Here is a 17,363-nt window from a genome sequence, read left to right as displayed (position 1 = left end):
CGCGGGGGCCCCCCGGCCCCCCCCCCCCCCCGCCCCGCCCCCCCCCCCCGCGCGGGCGGGGGGGGGGGGGGGCGGGGGGGGGGGCGCCCCCCCCCCCCCCCCCCCCCGCGCTCTTCTGTCAGCCGCCCGCAGGATGCGCCTGCTCGGCGCCGCCGGGCGTACGGGCCGGTCCGCCGGTACGGGCCGGTCCGCCGGCTCCGTGGCCCACCAGGTCCTCCGCCGGTCCGGGCCGCAGGGCGGGACGTGTGGCGGGCAGCACGGTGGGCCGGTGGCTCGGACCGTAGTCGCGACCGTAGCCCCGGTCCGGTCCCCCGTCCTCGGCCCGGCGCACATGGGAGTCGGACTGCCCGTACGGGTCCGACGACTCGGGCTCGGGCTCCGGCTCGGCGTCCGTGCCGTCCGCCTGCCACGGCGACTGCACGGCCGTCGGCGGAACGTTGACCTCCTTCGCGGACGGTTTGCCCGCGTCCGAACTGGGCCGGATCCTGGGCGAGCCGACGGCAACGTTGTCCGTACTCCAGTGCTGCGCCGGCGAACCGTCCCTGACCTTGACGACCACGGGCGCGCCCGCCTCGGGCGAGCTGGGCACGACGGCGAGCCGGTCGTTCCAGCGCGGGATCACATTGCCCTGGATGGTCAGGTCGTACCGCACGTCCGAGGCGTTCGGCGCGGATGTCTCCGAGCAGGCGCCGAGGATCGCCACACCGTCGAGCTCGTGCGAGTTGAGGCAGAGATCGACCGCCGCGGCGCTGCGCAGCAGCCCGTCCGGCTCGTACGACCACTGCTGGGTGATCGAGCGCGAGCAGACCGCCTGTGTCGCCTCCGCGCCGGGCTGCGCCCGGCTGTCGCGGATGTCGAGGCAGAGCCCGGACTCGGCATTGCGCAGACGGGTGTTGAGCGGGCCCGCCGGGTGTGCGGCGGAGGTGGTCGACGGCTGCGGCGTGGGACTTGAGGGCCCGGTGCCGGGCACGGGGGCCGCGGAGACGGTGCCGCTGGGGACCACGGGTCCGGCGGAGCTGCCGTCGTCGGCCCAGAGTCTGCTGACGACGGTCGCGACGACCAGCAGACCGGTGACGACGCCGAGGCCGGTGACGACGGCTCCCCGGCCGCGGTCCGGCAGGGTGAGGCGATGGCCGCGGAAGGTGAGCGGCGGCAGCGCGCGCGGGCGGCCGCCGCGGGAGTGCCGGCCCGCGCCGCGCACCACATTGCGTACGGCGGCGGCCCTCGCCTGGGCCCGGACCTGATAGCGGTCGTTCTTACGGGCGGGCCGGGAGTCGAGATAGGGCTGGGCCGCCCAGCCGAGCACCGCTTCGGCCAGCAGTACGGCCAACCGGCCGTGGTTGTGGTCGAGTTGATCGGCGGCGAGCCGGCAGTGCTGGCACTTTGCCAGATGCGTCTGAATGTCCGGGATCAAGGTGCCGCCGCGGCGCAGCGACACATCGAGCAGCCGGTTGTAGTGACGGCATTCCCTGTCCGGCGCGAGTTCGAGATGCGCACGCACGCAGCTCGCCCGGAAGATTTCCCGAGCCTGGTCCAGCTGGGCCGCGGCGCCGCGCGGATCAATGGCCAGCAAACCAGCCGGTACGGATATGCCTTCGGCCTCGACCTCGGCATGCCAGAGCAGGCATTGGGCGGGTCCCGGCATTGAGTGGAATGCCCGGGCGACCAGTGCACGATTCTCCGGCAATGTGAACATGTCGACAGGAACGGTACGACCGGTCTCGGGATTCTGGAGTTCGGGCAGTGCGGTGACGCGACCGTCGGCCGCCCATGACTTGGCGATTTGACGGGCCGTCACCAATAGCAAGGGACGAAGCGCGGCGGCCGTACGGGCCTGCCGGAGATTTTCCAGCACCTTGCCGAAGGCCGCCGCGGTCAGCATGGACGCGGCTTTCGCCGAAGGAGTCCCGATCGACGCGTAGTCGTACACCGGCTGCCAGTGCCTGGCCAGCAGCGCGGCCACCGGATGCGTCTCGTCCTTGCCCTCGCTGGTCCGCAGCGCCGCCGCGAGACCTTCGTCGGAGTCGCCGGAGCTCAGTCCGGTGCGTGCGGGAGGGACTTGACCCTGAGTGTGCGGATTCTGCATTAGATGTCTTTCCATCCAGGGCATTGCGGTGGGGGGTTGAGCAGTGCCGTACCCCCGGCCCGCGTTAACGGCCGGAGGATTTCGGGCTATTGAAAAGGAGTCAGTACCTGCTGTACCTGCTTGGTCTATACCGCAGTCAAATTCGAACGGTTGAACAAAACAGCTCATGTTCGGACGTGAGGAAGCTCACCTTCGCACAACCCACAGGCGCGGAACAAGAGTTCCAGAACGGCGACTATTCGTCATTGTTCCCGGGAATGGAAATCGGCTTCGGGCACAGGTCTCACAGCGTGACGGCGACGGCCTCCGTCGCCTTCACGCTGGTCCATACCGAAGTGCCGTCGGCAAGCTCGAGTTCGGCCGCGGCTTGTGGGTGGTCTCTGCGATCAGATCAGGCGCAAGGGGCGAAGTGACCGGAATGCGCAAGCGACTGCCAGAGGCGGTGATTTCCCGTACCGTGCCGGGCCGCACATTGCGGCTGAACATCGCCACCGGTCCGGTCGACGCGGCGAGCGGTTCGTCGAGCAGCAGTCGCGCGGGCTGCCCAGCCCCCGTACCGGGCAGCCCGCGCACCGGAGTTACGGCTGCCGGAAGCCTGCGTCCTGAAGGATCCTCTGCGCCGCCGGCGTGGACAGCCACGCCACGAACGCGGCCGCGGCCTCCGCGTGCTTCGACGTCTTCAGCGTCGCGGCCGGGTATTCCGCGATGGCGTTCTGCGCGTCGGGGATCGCGATGGAGTCGACCTTGTCGTCCGCGGTGGCCGCGTCTGTCTTATAGACGAGCCCGGCGTCGGCCTCGCCGAGTTCGACCTTGCTCAGTACGGCCTGGACATTGGGCTCCGACCGGCTTCACGACGACCTTCTGGGCGTCCAGGATCTTCTTGCTGCAGCGGCCGACCGGCACCTCGGGCGCGGCGAGCACGGTCAGATTGACCTTCGGCACTCCGGTCGCGGACGCGTCGGCTTTCGCGCCGGTGTCCTGCTTGCTGTCGTCGCGGCGAGCGGGAGGAGGAGCGCGGCCGTCAGTACGGCGGCGACGCGTCGGGACACGGAAGACATGAAGAGGCACGCCTCGGAGAAAGGGACGGTGCGTCAGACGCGGTCGACTCGCTGACCGCGCTCTGGGCGACCTCGATCGAGAAGGCGGCCAGATCTCGGCCGTCGATGAGGCGGCGGCCGATCGTGTAGGACTGCATATGCGACACGGTAGGCAACCTGAGCCAGCACTTACAAAGCCGGAGCCCAGATTTCCGTAGCAAATGCCAGCCCGCCTGGAGAAAGCGCCAAAGCGCGCCGCCGGGCTGTTGCGCAGCACCGTGGCTACCTTGAGGCGCATGAGTCTGAGCATCCGCAATCAGATCCCCGGCACCGCCGTCTCCGTCACGCCTGGCGAGGTGATGGCGACCGTCAAGGTGCGCCTGGACGGCGGCCAGGAGATCACCGCCGCGGTCACCCGGGAGGCCGTCGAGGAACTGGGCATCTTCGTGGGCTCGTCCGTACGGGCGCTGTTCAAGTCCACCGAGGTGTCGCTGGCCACGGGCCCGGTCGAGGGCCTGAGCATCCGCAACCAGCTCCCGGGCACGGTCACCGATGTCTCCACCGGCGGCGCGATGGCCGGCGTGAAGGTCAGCGTCGACGGCGGCGAGCTGACGGCCGTGATCACCAAGGACGCGGTCACGGAACTGGGCCTGACGTCCGGCTCGTCCGTCGTCGCGCTGATCAAGTCGACGGAGATCTCGCTGGCGACCTCCTGAGCCCCCAGGGCCTGCCGGCCGGGCGCTGACGCTCACTCACCCTTGTCTTTGCGCACAGACCTTCGGGGATCGCGCCGAATGCGCAGGCATCCTCGGGCGCCGGCGGCGATATGCCGGCGGCCGCTATCCGTACGCCAACTCGAAAGCCCCACCCCGGAAAAGCACAGCCCGCAGGTCAGAACGATTCTGCACCTGCGGGCCCGGGTGGGGCGGGTGGGACTCGAACCCACGGCCGACGGATTATGAGTCCTTGGTGATCGTGACGGTCCTTGTTCGTCTTGCTCGGTCTGTGGAGTTCTTGCAGGTCAAAGCAGGTGTGCGCTGGCATCCCTTGTCAGTGCACCTCGATCCGTGCAGATCCTTACGTCCCCTCACCGTCCCCTGGACGTTCCCAGGAGGCATGTGCCCAGGCACCGTTGACCGTCAGGCCACGTCGCGACGTGGACTAAAAATCTCCGCGCAGCGGAGAGCCCTACCGACGAACGCGACCCGGCCCTCTTCCCCCGTGGGTAGGTCTCACATTTCGTGGCACAGTCTCAGCCTCCATGGCACCAGTTGGCGGATTCGCAGTCTTTCGCGTTCGGTGGCCCCGACCACCATCTGGTTCGCCATGTCGGTCAGCATGATCCTTTCTGGGCCCTGATCATCACCGCCGCCGTCCTGCTCTTCCGCGCCCTGAACCGTGCCCGCCAGCACACTCACATGCATGTCCGGCCCTCGCCAGAGCAGCTGCTCGCCAAGCGGTTCGCCCGCGGCGACATCAACGAAGAGGAGTACCGGCGGTGCCTTGATGCAGAACACATCCGGCGACCGCGCAGGGAGGACGCCAGCCCGGAAATGCTGGTGAAAGGCCAGGACGCCGCTTGCAGCCAGCGACTTGTAGTCCTGCCAGCTCCAGGCATCCGTGATCAGTTTGCGCAGGCTCACAGTGCCTCCAGGCATTCGGCCCCGCGCCGCATTGATCAGGTTGCGGCGTCAACGCGACCGCGGCCGCGGCGGGAGGTCGTCGCCCGTTTGCCAATCGACGCGGTCTGGCTGACTGTGGTTTCTGGGGCCCGGGCTCTCCCGATTGCGTCTCGTTGAGGCCCCTGGAGGATCACATGGCCGTTCGACATCAGCTCATCGAGAAGCCACCAATGGCAGTGTGGGGGGTGTTGGAAGACGGGAGTCGCTACTCGGACTGGGTCGTGGGCACCTCGGATGCCCGACCGGTCGATGACCGCTGGCCCGAGGTCGATTCGCAGATCGAGTACACGGTGCGGCTCGGACCGTGGACTGCGGAGGGCCGTACCATCGTGCGCCGGCTCGAGCCGCCTCGCTGGCTCGAGCTGGAGGTGGACAACGGCCCACTCGGTACCGTGCGAGTCGCGATCGAAATCCGCCCATGGGGGCCGGATACGCTGGTGATTGTCGACGAGCACCCTCTGCGCGGTCCCGGCGGCCTGCTGCACAACTCGCTGGTCGATGCGCTGATCCAGGTACGGCATCGCAGCATGCTCAGCCGTCTCGCCGACGTCGTCGAGCAGGCAACCGCTGACCGCCCAACTGGCGCCATGGCGCAGGCATAACGGCAAAGGATCTGGCTGCAGGACCGCCTCCTGCTGACGCCCGAGTTTCCCGGCAGTAGGTGGCGACGATGCCGAGGATCTCGTTGGCGGCCTTCGTCCGGCGAAGAGGGCTGGTTCCCGTCGGCTGGCCGCGAGCGGATGTCGCCCTCGGGGCTCTCGGCGGATCGGTGCACACCCTGGCGGAGCGACCGGTTCGCGGATCACGTATCCCGCACGGGCTTGGAACGCCCACGGCGCAATCCTGAGCGGGGACGCAACGGGTAGCCGTACGGGTGCGGTCGAGCGTGTGGAGGACTCGGGCTATGGAAGTTACCGACTGGTTCTTGACATCCAGTGAACGCGGTAATGCCGCGACCCGCCTGGACCGTCGCCGACCGGACCGAGCGGCCTGGTCGGACGGTAACCAGGTGCGGCCCCCTGGTCCATGGCGCGTCGTACTTCCCGGAACTCCTCGCCCCGATCCGCGCGCAGCGCGCCGGAGACCTGCTCCTGTTTCACCGACTGGCGTGGCGATCCCGACGAGCGGCTCGTGGGCCATGGCAGCGAAATCGGTACCGTCCTGTGCGAGGCGGCCGAACGCGGTGTGATCGTCAAGGGGCTGGTCTGGCGCTCCCATCTGGACCGCTTCCAGTTCAGCGAGGCCGAGAACCCCCAGCTCGGCAACGAGATCGAAGCTGCAGGCGGCGAGTGCCTGCTCGATAGCGCGTCACCGGACTGCAAACCGTCGGGGCCATCCCATGACGGCGGACCCGGCAAGATACCTCCGCGCCGGATCCGCTGAGCCCATATCACTGCTTGAAGGCGTCCTTCGTCTTCTCCTTGGCCTGACGAACGTCACCTTTCGCCTTCTTGGCGCGACCCGCGGCCGTCATCCCCTCGTTGCCCACCGCACGGCCCCCGGTCTCCTTGATCTTGCCCTTGGCCTGTTCGACCTTGGCCTTGGCCTTCTCGTCCCTGGCCATATCGCTCACATCCCGCTCACTCAAAACAATGGATACCTTCGGCCTCACCCATAAATGACTTCTTAAACACATATTAACTACCGGTCGGCCAGAAAGCCGAGGCCGGCCATAACGCCCCGCCACGAGCAGGATCAGCAAATGGGCAAGACGCGCTCCGTGCCGACGGCCTGCCGGACGGCAAACATTCTGGTCGCCGCAGTCACCATCGGCGCTGCCGGCGCTTGCACCAACAACGGCAGCGCGCACGGGCTCACGTTTTCGTCAGCCACCTCAGCCGGCCCTGCGTGTGCCGGGTGGGTCCTGGGGATCCACACCAGTCGAGGCGGAGGCGTCCCTGGTTCCGCTGGGACGCTGTGAGCGGCCTCTGCGACCGGTGTCGTGCATGCCCTTCTCGCCAGAGCCCTTACTCTGCTGTTCCCCGCGGCGGCTGGTGCTCTCGACGGTTTCACCGGGGACGGATTTCGACTCCTCCTTGGAGACCTTCCTGCCGTGGCCCTTCGCGGGGGCGTGTTCATCCGGGTGGAAGGAGCGTTGGGCGCTCGGGTTTTCCTGTTGACGAGTCTCGTCCACATCCGGCGACCAGCCGTGCTGAGCGCCCTTGTGTCGGCTCGGCCCCTCGCCGTCACCGTCGAATACCGCTTCACCACCCACACCAGCACCCGCGCACGCTAGGCCTGCTCCAGCAAGCCCTACAGGCGACGGCGCCACTCGAGGGCGAGGCGGTGTTCGATGCGGTCGGCGCACTCAGATCACGAGCGGGCAGGTACCGAAGAACGACTTCCTCGAAGTTTCCCGCCCATGTCGGCGCTTCCACGAAGCCCGATACCGGGGTCGGCCCGAGACAGGTGGCGTGTCAGTGAAGGCGAAAAAGGGCAGGTGGGCGTGGCACAAGGCTGTCGCAGCTCGTGCCAGCAAGGGCCGAAGCATCGGCGCAGGTCACCGAAGTGCCGACCACCACAGACCGCAACGCTCCGTCCCCTCGCCGGGGCGGAGCCTCATGGCCGTTTTCGCAGGCCATCGCATATGCGGTAAGCACAGCGGTGCCGTGGTTAACCAGTCCGTGATCAAGCCTGCCGACGCTGGCCTGTGGGCCGGTCGGGCCATGTCCTCAGCTCAGTGCATTGGGTCCGGTCACTGATTATCCGGACATCTCTCATCTCGGGCGAGCTGCCGGCGAAGCCTGCACGCTGTGACCGACGGCGCCCCGGGCGGGATACCCCGAAGCGATGGCAAGAAATGCCGCCAGGACAGACCCGATTGCCAGCGCAAGGAAGAGACCGTCGTAGCCGCCCAGCACTTTCTTCCCTAAGGCTGCGTGTGTGTGGTGGCTAGCTGGGCGAAGAAGGAACGCAGTGGTTCCGCGGCGTCCTCGTCTGCGCAGTTCGATCTTGCATTTTCCATGAGCACCACTGCTTAAGCTGACCGGGCGGCCGGTGATTAGAATCGCCTCTCATGTCGAAGCCTGACGAACTGCTCGTTGACGTCGCCGCCCTGGTGGAGTCCGGGCACAGCAATCAGATGTCTCTGACCGTGGTCGCCGGTGGTGCTGTCATCACGGGTCGGCTGGCTCCCGAAGCCGTCTGGAGGCAGCGGGTGTCGGAGGTCCTGGCGGACTCGGCGCGCCTGAGCGATTTCTCCGCCGTCTTCACCGCTACTACGTGCAAGGAGGGGCCGCCCACGCATCTGCATTTCCATGTGGCGCGGATTCTGCAGGGCACGGTGGGGATCCCGGAGACGGGCGGGATGTACCGCGTGGCGATCGAGGACGTCAGTGCCTGGACCATCGGCGACTTCAGCTACTCCGACCACTGACCAACTGTCGCGCCGAGAATGCTTCGGTACGCGGTGAAGGTCCGACCGGCGTATTCCGGTCGGACCCTCATCGCTGCTTTGGTGGCGGCTCGCGCCTGCCCGTCGGTCAGGCTGCCGCGGGGGCGCCGAGCATCGCGGAAGCCTGTTGGAACGGGTTGAGGACGCGCGTGGGCACGGCGGCCTTGGGAAGGCCGCGGCAGGTGAAACCGAGCTGGGTCATGGCCCGGAGGACTTCGCCGGCGCTGAAATCGCGGCGGTCCTGGCGTGTGACGACCTGGCCGACCTGCTTGACGGGGTAGGTGCGGCGGCCGATGATCACGGACTCGCCGAAGACCTGCTCGGGCCTGATGCCCTTCATCGACTCCAGGACGCCGCTCTTGGTGAGGTCGAACGGGAAGCGGGCGATGACACAGCGCATGATGCCTCACAAGGAGAAGAACGAAGGGGGATGGTTCTGCCGCGGTTGAGGCGGTTCAGCGAGCAAGGGCGAGGACGCCCAGAGCACTGCCTCGTTCGTCGACGACAAGCAGGGCATTGAGCCGGCTGTAACGCATCGCGTGCTCGGCTTCGGCCAGGGTGGTCAGGGGAGGGGGGAACGGCCCTCGGTCACCGAGGATGTCGCGCAGCTGGATCCGGTCCGTGTACGCGGAGCTGTCACGGGCCGCGGTGAGCTGGGCCTGGGTGAGAAGTCCGGTGCACAGGCCGTCGTTGTCGCGGACGAGGAGGTGTCCGGTGCGGGCGCTTGTCATGACGGACAGGGCGACCTCGATGGTCATGTCGTCGCAGACCTGCGGTGCGCCTGTGTCCATGGCGTCGGTCGCCGTCCTGTGTACGGGGGTGGCATTCGCCGAGCGGGGCTGCATCTGAACCAGCGTCAAAAGGTGCCTCCTGCAGTGGTGGGCCAGTTTCCTGATCACGAAGGTTCTAGGCCGCCGCGTCGAAGGAGGTCTGCCGCGCTGTCATGCGCCGGGCCGCCGAAGCGGGGCTGCGTCGGCCGCGTGAGGACGCGCTGCGCTGACGCCGCTCGGCTACCGGCGCGGTGATCGTCACGGGGATGCCGGAGGGGGTCTGGGCACCGGTGATCTGGCTGAGTGCCTCTTCGCCGGAGCGGACCTGGGTGGTCTGGGGCACGATGCCAGCCGCTGTCATGAGGCGGGTCATGTCCCGGCGCTGGTTGGGGGTGACCAAGGTGACGACGCTGCCGGACTCCCCGGCCCGCGCGGTACGGCCGCCGCGGTGGAGGTAGTCCTTGTGGTCGGTCGGCGGGTCGATATTGACGACGAGGTCGAGGTTGTCGACGTGGATGCCGCGGGCGGCGACGTTCGTGGCGACGAGCACGGTGACGTGTCCGGTCTTGAACTGGGCCAGGGTCCGGGTGCGTTGGGGCTGCGACTTGCCGCCGTGCAGGGCGGCGGCCCGCACCCCGCTGTTCAGCAGGTCTTGTGTCAGCCGGTCGACGGCGTGCTTGGTGTCCAGGAACATGATCACCCTGCCTTCGCGGGCCGCGATCTCGGTGGTCGTCCGGTGCTTGTCGGCGCCGTGGACGTGCAGCACGTGGTGCTCCATCGTGGTGACCGCGCCCGCGGACGGGTCGACGGAGTGGACGACGGGGTCGGTGAGGTAGCGGCGGACCAGGCGGTCGACGTTGCGGTCGAGGGTGGCGGAGAACAGCATCCGCTGGCCCTCGGGGCGGACCTGGTCCAGGAGTGCGGTGACCTGGGGCATGAAGCCCATGTCGGCCATCTGGTCGGCCTCGTCCAGGACGGTGATCGCGACCTGATTGAGTCGGCAGTCGCCGCGGTCGATGAGGTCTTTGAGACGGCCCGGCGTCGCGACGACGACCTCGGCGCCGCCCCGCAGCGCATTGGTCTGCCTGCCGATCGGCATTCCGCCGACGACGGTGGCCAGGCGCAGCTTCACCGAGCGGGCGTAGGGGGTGAGTGCATCGGTCACCTGCTGGGCCAGCTCACGCGTCGGCACGAGGATCAGGGCCAGCGGCTGGCGGGGCTCGGCGCGCTGTCCGGCGGTGCGGGCCAGCAGGGCCAGGCCGAAGGCGAGGGTCTTGCCGGAGCCGGTGCGCCCGCGTCCCAGGGCGTCGCGGCCCGCGAGGGTGTTGGGCAGGGTCGCGCCCTGGATCGGGAAGGGGACGCTCACGCCTTGCGCGGTGAGCGCGGCCAGCAGTTGGGCGGGCAGGTCGAGGTCGGCGAACGCCTCGACCGCGGGCAGCGCCGGAGTGATCGTCTTCGGCAGGGCGAACTCGCCCTGGACCGCGGCGGGCCGCCGGCCGTTGCCGCCCGAGCGGCTCGGACCCCCTGAACGGCTCGGGGCGGGCGAGCCGAAGCGGCCGCCCCGCCCCGAACGGGCGCCGGAGCCGAAAGCGGGGCCGTCGGTGCGGCGGGGGCGGGAGGAACGGCCGTTCGTACGTGTGGGATTCATTGAGAACCTTCCTTGATACGGCGCGTATCAAGGAATTCCCGCAGCGAAAGAGCAGCGCGGGGAATCACAAGAACGAACCGAATGGAAATACGAAAGAGGAATGTGGCTTGCAGTGAATCCGGTGCGGGATGCAAGCTATGAAATAGGTGACGTCATGTGGACGTGAAATCCCGGACGTCGACCGGTACAGCTCCGGAAAGGCGCGCATCCCTGAGCATGGGGCTGCGGGCAGAGTTGTCCCACAGGTGACACCACTGTGGGAAATGCCCGTAGCTGGGGCCCGCACCCCGAGGGATGCGGGCCCCAGCTACGAAGTGGGCGTCAGCGTCAGGCGGGAGCGATGTTCTCGGCCGTCGGGCCCTTCTGGCCCGTCGCGATGTCGAAGGTGACCTTCTGGCCTTCGAGCAGCTCGCGGAAGCCTTGGGCGGCGATGTTCGAGAAGTGGGCGAACACGTCAGGGCCGCCACCGTCCTGCTCGATGAAGCCGAAACCCTTGGCCGCGTTGAACCACTTCACGGTGCCTGACGCCATGTCATATCTCCTTTGGGGCAGTACGCCGGGACCTGCGATGTGCGGATACCGGGTCGCCGCGATGATGCCCCGTCCGGAAAATGACCGGCAATACGCAAACGCTTCCAGTGGCTGAAAATACCGGCGAAGGCGCTTGAAGTTTTGGGAACCACAACTGCAACTGAGATCGACAGTAGCATGCGGTAGCGGCCCGTGTACCGTAAATAATTCCACTCAGTTGGCTGCGGCAATAACACTCCCCGCGTGGCGCGGTAAACCCTCGCCTCGCGGTCATAGATATTGATCCACCCGGAGCACAGCGTTTCAAGAGCGGTCGCCCTTCACGGCTCGGAGGACACGACTATTTCGGTGGCACGATCCGTACCGTTCAGCCCTGCGTCGGCCTCATCGGCCCGTACGCCGGTCCCGACAAGATCAGGGCCGCGCAGCTGTTGCTGCGCGGCCCTGATCCCGTGCGCCACCAGATCCCGCCACGGCGCCAGCTGTTCGGGTGAACCCGTCGGACAGCAGGGCCTGCCCCGGGGCAGCCGTACCCTCCGAACGCGGGCGGGAAGGATGTCAGGCTGGGTTGATGTTGTCGGCCTGAGGGCCCTTCGGGCCTTAGGTGACATCAAACGTCACGGCCTGGCCTTCCTGGAGCTCACGGAAGCACGACGAGTTGATCGCGGAGTAGTGGGCCAAGACGTCCGCGCCGCCGCCGCCCTGGGCGATGAAGGCGAAGCCCTCTCCGCGTTGAACCACTTCACAGTTCCCGTAGCCGCGTCTCATGCCTTCCAGTCGATGAACGCCTCCCACGACATGCGGAAGGCGGAGGTGATCGCCCCTGTTTCCGGCGGCACAGCACAGCAGAATGCCCACGCCGAAGACGTGGGCGAAGGGGAACTTCCGAACCATGACAGCTGACCAGACGCTAAACGTCCGCACACCCTGTCACCACAGGAAGCGACCCATGCGCCCACACCCCGCGTGTGCGGGACCCGCCGGTACCGGGCGGGCGCGCGCCACCTCAGACCGCGGGTGGTGAATTCACCGACTCGGCGGCACGGCGGTATTCGGCATTAATGCGCTGGGCTTCTTCGAGCTGGTCTTCGAGGATGACGATGCGGCAGGCAGCCTCGATGGGGGTGCCCTGGTCGACGAGCTCACGCGCGCGGGCCGCGATGCGCAGCTGGTAGCGGGAGTAGCGGCGGTGTCCGCCCGCGGAGCGGAGCGGGGTGATCAGGCGAGCTTCGCCGAGGGCGCGGAGGAAACCCTGGGTGGTGCCGAGCATCTCGGCGGCCCGGCCCATGGTGTAGGCGGGGTAGTCGTCGTCATCGAGACGGCTGAACGAGTCGTCTGCTGTCATTGCACCTCTCTGTGGAACGCGTGGAGGGGCCCCGGTGCCGTATGGCACCAGGGCCCCGAAGGAACTGCTACACCATCTGCCGGCCCTGGTACTGCGCCGGCCTTCTGTTTCCGCAGACCCGACCGAGATGCTGTCGGGGGCGCGGGGATCGCGGTTGCCTGACCGGAGACCACCTCACTATCGATGTCCTGCGGTACCCGGGCTCAAGATTCGCCCGGGCGATCCTGATGGCGCTCAACTCCTCCGTTCTTCCCTCTGGATGAGCTACTTACCAAACGGGAACTGCGTACTGCTGGTACTGCGAACTGCTCGTGGCCTCGAACAGCGCCACTCTTCGGCAGCCAGCCCCGTCGCCCGTCCTGCATCTGCTCTGGCTTAGAACCCCACTGCCGAACTTCCCGGTGCGCGCGTCCGCAGTCGACGCCTTCACCGAGGTGCTGCTCACTGACTTCACTGCTGAGTACTGCGAACTGCACTTACGGGTATTGCCACTGCGGTACTGCTCACGGCGGCCCCTGATCACTGTGGCCCGCCCGGTCCGGTCGCCAGTCCCGTCGCCGTCCTGCAACAACCCTGGCTTCGAAACTCCACCACCGCACCGTCCTGCGAACTGCCTGTACTGCTGCCCGGCAGTTCGTCTCTGCCGGGCCTTGCTTGATCTCGGCTACGAGAGAAACCATAACCACACCACCGCTCAATGTCTACTCCGGCCGACATAGATTTCTGCGCGCTGGTCAGATAGATAGTCGACCTCGACCACAGAAGGGGCACGCGGCTGCCCACTCCAGCCGGGGGCACCCGCTCCGAGCAGCGCCGTTACCCCGGCCTCGACTCCGCGAGCACCATAGTTTCCCCGCCTGACTGCGTGGATGATCGGCCAGGCACGCTCTACAGCCGGGGCTTCGTGCGGTTAACGCGCCGCAGCCGACACAAAGCACCGGGCAGACAGGACCGGGCCGTGGTCGAAGGGGATGAGGGTGTGCGTCCGGCTGTCCCAGGTGTACCAGGAGTGGAACGTCTCGCCCGGCAGGCGTCAGTCGGCCCAGCTGTGCGCGCAGATCATGAGGGCGCTCAGCACAGGACGCTGGTGGTGGTCCGGGTCTCTCAGGTGCTTATCCTTGCCGAACTCCTGCGCGTCCCTGATCTCGCCCTTCGTCCGGGACACGTACACCTTCCGCTCGGAAACGTCTACGCGCTGGAGGCAGGGAGATTTACTCCGCGAGATCGGAGGACACCATGGTCCTCCTCGGAATCATCCTGCTCGTCATCGGTTTCGTAGCCGACATCGCCATCCTGTAGACCATCGGGGTCATTCTGGTCGTCATCGGGGCCGTCCTGTGGATCCTGGGATCGCTCGGTCAAGCGGTCCGCGGACGACGGCACTACTGGTAGAGGGTGCAGGCCCCCGCGCATATCCGTTCCTGGCAGCACGACCCGGCATCCGGACCGGTCTTCGCCCTGCCGCACGTCGGCACGACTACCTTGCCGCCGCGCCGGCACAGGAGGCGTGCGGCCACCCGGCGGCACTCGGCGAGGTCGGCGCTCGGCGGACAGCGTGGTGAGCCTCCGCGTCAGCGGGCCGGGCGTCGGCGTGAGCGCAATGCCGAGCGAACAGCGAGGTACGCCATACCGGCCAAGAGGAGCTGTACGCCGATGGAGAGCAGATAGAGCATGCCCTCGACGGCCACGCCGATGATGGCCCAGCACTATGGCCACGACGAGCACGACAAGGAACAGCACCATGACGCGGATGCCTCCTTCGTAGGAGCGGGCGCTCAGCGCCGGGCGAGTTGGCGCTCGCCGCCGGTGCCCGGCTGGTAGGTCAGGCCGTAGTGCTTGAAGATCGCTTCCTCTTCCTCGGCCGGCAGGACGTCGTCCGTGCCGATCGAGGGGCACTTCTTCACCAGCGCCTTGTCATGGGCGACTTTGACGTAGCCGGGTCCGACAGTCGCGCCGTCCAGCGGTACAAAGACCAGGCGGTGGCGGGTGGGCAGACCGGTCTGAACGGTCGCCATGGCCGGCTCGTCGGTGCTGGTGTCCACATAGATCGCTTCCAGCATGCCGATCTTGTGTCCGTCGCGGTCAATGACATCGTGGCTGCGCCACTCGCGGATATCGCCCACGTGGATCATCCTGGATCCCTCCCGGAGGCCCGACCGCTCGGGGCGTGCTCGGCGACCGTTGGTCGCGCCTCGCCCCGGGCCTGTGACCTCAGCCCTTCTCAGTGTGCCCCCATCCGCTACCCGAAACCAGCGCGCACCCTGTGACTGCTCCTGGGCGCCGCACCGGTCCAGCCGGTGCACCCGGCGCCGGGCAGACCGGGATGGGCTTTCCTGCGCTCCCGACCGTCGGATTGACCTCTGCGCAGCCTCCCCAGCCAAGTGGAGAGCCCAAGGGCGACGGGGAAGAAACCGACCCTCTGTGCACCAGCTCGTCGGAGCGGAACAGGTCATGGCACCCGGGGGCTGGGGACTCTCCGGCCAGACTAGTTCTGCGTGTACGACGCAAGACAGCCCTGCCGGGCGTCAGATGGCCGCCTGACGCCTGTTCAGGGAGAGCCCCGGCGACTAGCTTGGTGGTGCGGCCCGGGCCCCTGGCAGCGTCGAGAAGTTACCGCGCTCCCTCGTGGGCGCACCTTGCGCATCGATGCCGGAACCTGCCTCGTCACGAGCGTGGCCGTCCCGCAGTCGCCGTCGCTACGCGGTCCTGGCTCAGCCTCGATGCGCCCCAAGCGGGCACCGTTTCCGCTGCCCGCCGCGCCGCACGTATCCGACAACTGGCGGTACACATGTACGCGCTGATCGTTCCGGCTTCGGTCCCCTTCGTCCTGCTGGGCACCGTGATGGGCCTGTCCTGGTGGGAGGATCATGTCCTGCCACCGGCGAAGGAGCCGGCGGAAGCCCCGAAACTCCCTTTACACCCGAGGCCCCAAGCCTCACTTCGCAACTCCCCAGTAACACTGGGGAGTTGACAGGGCTCGCCGACCGGCGTTGACTGACACCGACGGCGTAGGGCTGTGGTGCTCCGGATTCCCCGGCAAAGCCTTCACCTTCGCTTCGCCCAGCCCCCGCGGAACGCAGGACATGTCCCTGTGACCGCGTGGAGGCGCAGCCATGCTGCTCTGGATTCTTCTCCTTCTGCTGATCCTGGCTCTGTTCGGGTTCGGCTTCACCATGCAGATCCTCTGGTACGTAGCGGTAGTACTGCTGGTCATCTGGATCGCCGGGTTCGCCATGCGCGGCCGCGGCAGCAGTCGTGGCGGGCGTCGATACGGCCGAAGCCGCGGGTAATCCGTACCAGGCCGCCGCCCCACCCGCGGGAAGGGCGAGTTGTACGTCAATCACGCGCGGGAGCCCCACCCCAGACGGGTACGCGGGAGCCCCACCCCAGAGACGAGTAGAGGACAGTCATGAGCTTCGAACGGAAGATCAGGAACAAGGCACAGGAACTCAAGGGCTGGATCACGGAAGGCATTGGCCGAGCCACCCGCAACACGCGGCTGAAGAGGCAAGGGAAGACCGACCGAGTCGTCGGCAACCTGAAGCAGTCCGGCGCCAAGGCCAAGGACGCCTTCAGGCGCTGACCACCACCGCCCCGGGTGGTGGTTACGTCGCGTGGGCATCATCCGGCAGGCACCGATGCGGGGCACGAACGACAGGGGCTGATGGGAATGCAGCAGAGCGACTAACGAGCCGAGAGCCAGAGAGGGCAGCCATGTTCACGGCCGTGATCATTACCGTGGCCGTCGTTGTCGTGGCCGCCGCCCTCTTCGCCGGACTCGGCCGGGGCGGTGGGGAGCGCGGGTTGAAGCGGCGCTTCGGCCCCGAGTACGACCGTGCCGTCACTCGCCACGACGGCGACACCAAGGCGGCAGAGCGGGAACTCGGCGAGCGAGTGAAGCGGCACGGGTCCCTCGAGGAGCAGCCGCTTCCGCACGAGGCCCGCGAGCAGTACGTGGCCCAGTGGGCCGGAATCCAGAAGCAGTTCGTGGACTCGCCTCAGAAGGCGGTCACCGAGGCCGACGCGCTGCTGGCGCGGCTGGCGAAGGACCGGGGCTTTCCCGACGGCGAGCAGTTCGAGGAGCAGGCGGCCGCGATTTCGGTGCACCACGCCGACCATGTCGAGGGCTACCTCAGGGTGCACACGGTGGCGCGTGGCCAAGGCGACACGGAAGAGATGCGGGAGGCCATGGTCGAGGCCCGAGGCCTCTTCGACGCACTGATCACAGAACAGCCGGCCGACTCGGGCCGACACCGTCAGCAATCCCCCGACGACCATCGACACACGCCGTGGACTCGTAGCCGCCACCACACGAAGGGCAGTGACACGCGATGACGTACAACGCGGAACACGCACAGCAGCCCCAGGCCAAGAACCCGGTTCCCGCTGCGCAGACCGCCCCGCCCATACCTCGCACCGAACCGGCTCGGCAACCGCGCGAGCCGGTCATCAGCGCCGACGGCCCCGCCCGCACACCGGGCTCGGAGCAGCAGTTGCTCCCGCAGGGGGAACGGGACAAGGTGGCCATCCACCTCCAGCAGGCCCTCAACAACTTCGTCGAGAGCCCGCGCCAGGCGGTGGAGGAGGCAGACAGCGCCTTCGACGAAGCCGCCACCCACCTCACGGACACACTCGCCGAGCGGCGGCGCGTCCTCCGCGCAAGCTGGCAGAGCCAGGACACCAAAGCGGAGACAGAGCAACTGCGACTCGCACTACGGCAGTACCGGGAGATCACCGAGCGGCTGCTGCGCATGTGAGTGGTCGACGCGCAGAACTCCCCGGTCCTGCTGGTCCGTTGATAGCAGACGTTGCCCAGCATTGACTGACGACGACGCAGGGCTACGACGCTTCGGACTCTCCGGGCGAAGTC

The 17,363-nt window shown here is 67.7% G+C and carries 19 protein-coding genes and 4 pseudogenes; 9 read left to right on the top strand and 14 right to left on the bottom strand.

Annotated elements, in window-relative coordinates:
* Window positions 1-118: 118 nt before the first annotated feature.
* The 3 genes and pseudogenes from ACH4YL_RS34200 to ACH4YL_RS34190 form a co-directional block, all read right to left on the bottom strand.
* The gene (locus tag ACH4YL_RS34200; protein ID WP_398511396.1) at window positions 119-2,101 is read right to left on the bottom strand and encodes an RICIN domain-containing protein; all 1,983 of its coding nucleotides are present in this window, start codon (window positions 2,099-2,101) and stop codon (window positions 119-121) included.
* A 563-nt stretch (window positions 2,102-2,664) separates the two neighbouring features.
* Window positions 2,665-3,007: pseudogene (gene modA, locus ACH4YL_RS34195) on the bottom strand (molybdate ABC transporter substrate-binding protein); the annotation flags it as partial.
* Between the two features lie 184 nt (window positions 3,008-3,191).
* Window positions 3,192-3,263: pseudogene (locus ACH4YL_RS34190) on the bottom strand (MerR family transcriptional regulator); the annotation flags it as partial.
* A gap of 156 nt (window positions 3,264-3,419) precedes the next feature.
* On the opposite strand from ACH4YL_RS34190, the gene ACH4YL_RS34185 reads away from it, so the two are divergent.
* On the top strand, window positions 3,420-3,839 hold the full coding sequence (locus ACH4YL_RS34185) for a molybdopterin-binding protein (RefSeq protein ID WP_398511395.1): 420 nt from the start codon (window positions 3,420-3,422) through the stop codon (window positions 3,837-3,839).
* A gap of 516 nt (window positions 3,840-4,355) precedes the next feature.
* On the opposite strand, the gene ACH4YL_RS34180 is transcribed toward ACH4YL_RS34185, so the two are convergent.
* Entirely contained in the window at window positions 4,356-4,766 is a 411-nt protein-coding gene (locus ACH4YL_RS34180) for a hypothetical protein (protein ID WP_398511394.1), read from the bottom strand.
* 173 nt (window positions 4,767-4,939) lie between these two features.
* Here ACH4YL_RS34180 and ACH4YL_RS34175 point away from each other — a divergent pair, with 173 nt between their 5' ends.
* Together ACH4YL_RS34175 and ACH4YL_RS34170 are read left to right on the top strand one after the other, a co-directional pair.
* Window positions 4,940-5,407, top strand: a complete 468-nt coding sequence (locus ACH4YL_RS34175) for an SRPBCC family protein (protein ID WP_398511393.1) — start codon at window positions 4,940-4,942, stop codon at window positions 5,405-5,407.
* A gap of 424 nt (window positions 5,408-5,831) precedes the next feature.
* Window positions 5,832-6,188 carry a hypothetical protein gene (locus ACH4YL_RS34170; protein ID WP_398511392.1) on the top strand — a complete coding sequence of 119 codons (357 nt, stop codon included), beginning with the start codon at window positions 5,832-5,834 and terminating at the stop codon, window positions 6,186-6,188.
* Between the two features lie 7 nt (window positions 6,189-6,195).
* On the opposite strand, the gene ACH4YL_RS34165 is transcribed toward ACH4YL_RS34170, so the two are convergent.
* A complete protein-coding gene (locus ACH4YL_RS34165) occupies window positions 6,196-6,369 on the bottom strand; it encodes a CsbD family protein (protein WP_398511391.1) in 174 nt (57 codons plus the stop codon).
* 270 nt (window positions 6,370-6,639) lie between these two features.
* A complete protein-coding gene (locus tag ACH4YL_RS34160; RefSeq protein ID WP_398511390.1) occupies window positions 6,640-7,020 on the bottom strand; it encodes a hypothetical protein in 381 nt (126 codons plus the stop codon).
* Between the two features lie 801 nt (window positions 7,021-7,821).
* Here ACH4YL_RS34160 and ACH4YL_RS34155 point away from each other — a divergent pair.
* Window positions 7,822-8,181, top strand: coding sequence for a hypothetical protein (locus ACH4YL_RS34155; RefSeq protein ID WP_398511389.1), 360 nt, complete (start codon window positions 7,822-7,824; stop codon window positions 8,179-8,181).
* A gap of 106 nt (window positions 8,182-8,287) precedes the next feature.
* On the opposite strand, the gene ACH4YL_RS34150 is transcribed toward ACH4YL_RS34155, so the two are convergent.
* From ACH4YL_RS34150 to ACH4YL_RS34120, 7 genes and pseudogenes are all read right to left on the bottom strand, one after another.
* Window positions 8,288-8,599 (bottom strand): SCO5918 family protein, encoded by a 312-nt coding sequence (locus tag ACH4YL_RS34150; RefSeq protein WP_398511388.1) that lies wholly within the window; start codon window positions 8,597-8,599, stop codon window positions 8,288-8,290.
* 55 nt (window positions 8,600-8,654) lie between these two features.
* On the bottom strand, window positions 8,655-9,059 hold the full coding sequence (locus ACH4YL_RS34145) for a CBS domain-containing protein (protein WP_398511387.1): 405 nt from the start codon (window positions 9,057-9,059) through the stop codon (window positions 8,655-8,657).
* 46 nt (window positions 9,060-9,105) lie between these two features.
* Window positions 9,106-10,617, bottom strand: a complete 1,512-nt coding sequence (locus ACH4YL_RS34140; protein ID WP_398511386.1) for a DEAD/DEAH box helicase — start codon at window positions 10,615-10,617, stop codon at window positions 9,106-9,108.
* Between the two features lie 327 nt (window positions 10,618-10,944).
* Window positions 10,945-11,148 carry a cold-shock protein gene (locus ACH4YL_RS34135; protein WP_398511385.1) on the bottom strand — a complete coding sequence of 68 codons (204 nt, stop codon included), beginning with the start codon at window positions 11,146-11,148 and terminating at the stop codon, window positions 10,945-10,947.
* 600 nt (window positions 11,149-11,748) lie between these two features.
* Window positions 11,749-11,894: pseudogene (locus ACH4YL_RS34130) on the bottom strand (cold shock domain-containing protein).
* A 260-nt stretch (window positions 11,895-12,154) separates the two neighbouring features.
* Entirely contained in the window at window positions 12,155-12,493 is a 339-nt protein-coding gene (locus ACH4YL_RS34125; protein WP_327323454.1) for a MerR family transcriptional regulator, read from the bottom strand.
* Between the two features lie 1,033 nt (window positions 12,494-13,526).
* The gene (locus ACH4YL_RS34120) at window positions 13,527-13,658 is read right to left on the bottom strand and encodes a hypothetical protein (RefSeq protein WP_398511384.1); all 132 of its coding nucleotides are present in this window, start codon (window positions 13,656-13,658) and stop codon (window positions 13,527-13,529) included.
* A gap of 71 nt (window positions 13,659-13,729) precedes the next feature.
* On the opposite strand from ACH4YL_RS34120, the pseudogene ACH4YL_RS34115 reads away from it, so the two are divergent.
* Window positions 13,730-13,885, top strand: a pseudogene (locus ACH4YL_RS34115) (DUF6131 family protein).
* Between the two features lie 383 nt (window positions 13,886-14,268).
* Here ACH4YL_RS34115 and ACH4YL_RS34110 read toward each other — a convergent pair.
* The gene (locus tag ACH4YL_RS34110) at window positions 14,269-14,625 is read right to left on the bottom strand and encodes a PRC-barrel domain-containing protein (protein ID WP_398511383.1); all 357 of its coding nucleotides are present in this window, start codon (window positions 14,623-14,625) and stop codon (window positions 14,269-14,271) included.
* Between the two features lie 981 nt (window positions 14,626-15,606).
* On the opposite strand from ACH4YL_RS34110, the gene ACH4YL_RS34105 reads away from it, so the two are divergent.
* The 4 genes from ACH4YL_RS34105 (at window position 15,607) to ACH4YL_RS34090 (ending at window position 17,250) form a co-directional block, all read left to right on the top strand.
* Window positions 15,607-15,783, top strand: a complete 177-nt coding sequence (locus tag ACH4YL_RS34105) for a hydrophobic protein (RefSeq protein ID WP_398511382.1) — start codon at window positions 15,607-15,609, stop codon at window positions 15,781-15,783.
* A gap of 119 nt (window positions 15,784-15,902) precedes the next feature.
* Window positions 15,903-16,076: a CsbD family protein gene (locus ACH4YL_RS34100; protein ID WP_398511381.1), complete on the top strand. Its 174-nt coding sequence runs from the start codon at window positions 15,903-15,905 to the stop codon at window positions 16,074-16,076.
* A 131-nt stretch (window positions 16,077-16,207) separates the two neighbouring features.
* Complete coding sequence (locus tag ACH4YL_RS34095; protein WP_398511380.1) at window positions 16,208-16,828, top strand: hypothetical protein; 621 nt, start codon at window positions 16,208-16,210, stop codon at window positions 16,826-16,828.
* Complete coding sequence (locus ACH4YL_RS34090) at window positions 16,825-17,250, top strand: hypothetical protein (protein WP_398511379.1); 426 nt, start codon at window positions 16,825-16,827, stop codon at window positions 17,248-17,250. Before ACH4YL_RS34095 ends, ACH4YL_RS34090 begins: the two co-directional genes overlap by 4 nt.
* Window positions 17,251-17,363 lie beyond the last annotated feature (113 nt).

Source organism: Streptomyces sp. NPDC020681 (genome assembly GCF_044334895.1).
GTDB lineage: Bacteria > Actinomycetota > Actinomycetes > Streptomycetales > Streptomycetaceae > Streptomyces.
This window is presented reverse-complemented; position numbering and strand designations above follow the sequence as displayed.

Bases quoted from the DNA above. Each gene is read 5' to 3' on its own strand.
- ACH4YL_RS34200 (WP_398511396.1), bottom strand. From the start codon at position 2,101: ATGGAAAGACATCTAATGCAGAATCCGCACACTCAGGGTCAAGTCCCT.
- ACH4YL_RS34140 (WP_398511386.1), bottom strand. From the start codon at position 10,617: ATGAATCCCACACGTACGAACGGCCGTTCCTCCCGCCCCCGCCGCACC.
- ACH4YL_RS34165 (WP_398511391.1), bottom strand. From the start codon at position 6,369: ATGGCCAGGGACGAGAAGGCCAAGGCCAAGGTCGAACAGGCCAAGGGC.
- ACH4YL_RS34175 (WP_398511393.1), top strand. From the start codon at position 4,940: ATGGCCGTTCGACATCAGCTCATCGAGAAGCCACCAATGGCAGTGTGG.
- ACH4YL_RS34185 (WP_398511395.1), top strand. From the start codon at position 3,420: ATGAGTCTGAGCATCCGCAATCAGATCCCCGGCACCGCCGTCTCCGTC.
- ACH4YL_RS34170 (WP_398511392.1), top strand. From the start codon at position 5,832: ATGGCGCGTCGTACTTCCCGGAACTCCTCGCCCCGATCCGCGCGCAGC.
- ACH4YL_RS34110 (WP_398511383.1), bottom strand. From the start codon at position 14,625: ATGATCCACGTGGGCGATATCCGCGAGTGGCGCAGCCACGATGTCATT.
- ACH4YL_RS34100 (WP_398511381.1), top strand. From the start codon at position 15,903: ATGAGCTTCGAACGGAAGATCAGGAACAAGGCACAGGAACTCAAGGGC.
- ACH4YL_RS34135 (WP_398511385.1), bottom strand. From the start codon at position 11,148: ATGGCGTCAGGCACCGTGAAGTGGTTCAACGCGGCCAAGGGTTTCGGC.
- ACH4YL_RS34125 (WP_327323454.1), bottom strand. From the start codon at position 12,493: ATGACAGCAGACGACTCGTTCAGCCGTCTCGATGACGACGACTACCCC.
- ACH4YL_RS34105 (WP_398511382.1), top strand. From the start codon at position 15,607: ATGCTGCTCTGGATTCTTCTCCTTCTGCTGATCCTGGCTCTGTTCGGG.
- ACH4YL_RS34150 (WP_398511388.1), bottom strand. From the start codon at position 8,599: ATGCGCTGTGTCATCGCCCGCTTCCCGTTCGACCTCACCAAGAGCGGC.
- ACH4YL_RS34095 (WP_398511380.1), top strand. From the start codon at position 16,208: ATGTTCACGGCCGTGATCATTACCGTGGCCGTCGTTGTCGTGGCCGCC.
- ACH4YL_RS34155 (WP_398511389.1), top strand. From the start codon at position 7,822: ATGTCGAAGCCTGACGAACTGCTCGTTGACGTCGCCGCCCTGGTGGAG.
- ACH4YL_RS34090 (WP_398511379.1), top strand. From the start codon at position 16,825: ATGACGTACAACGCGGAACACGCACAGCAGCCCCAGGCCAAGAACCCG.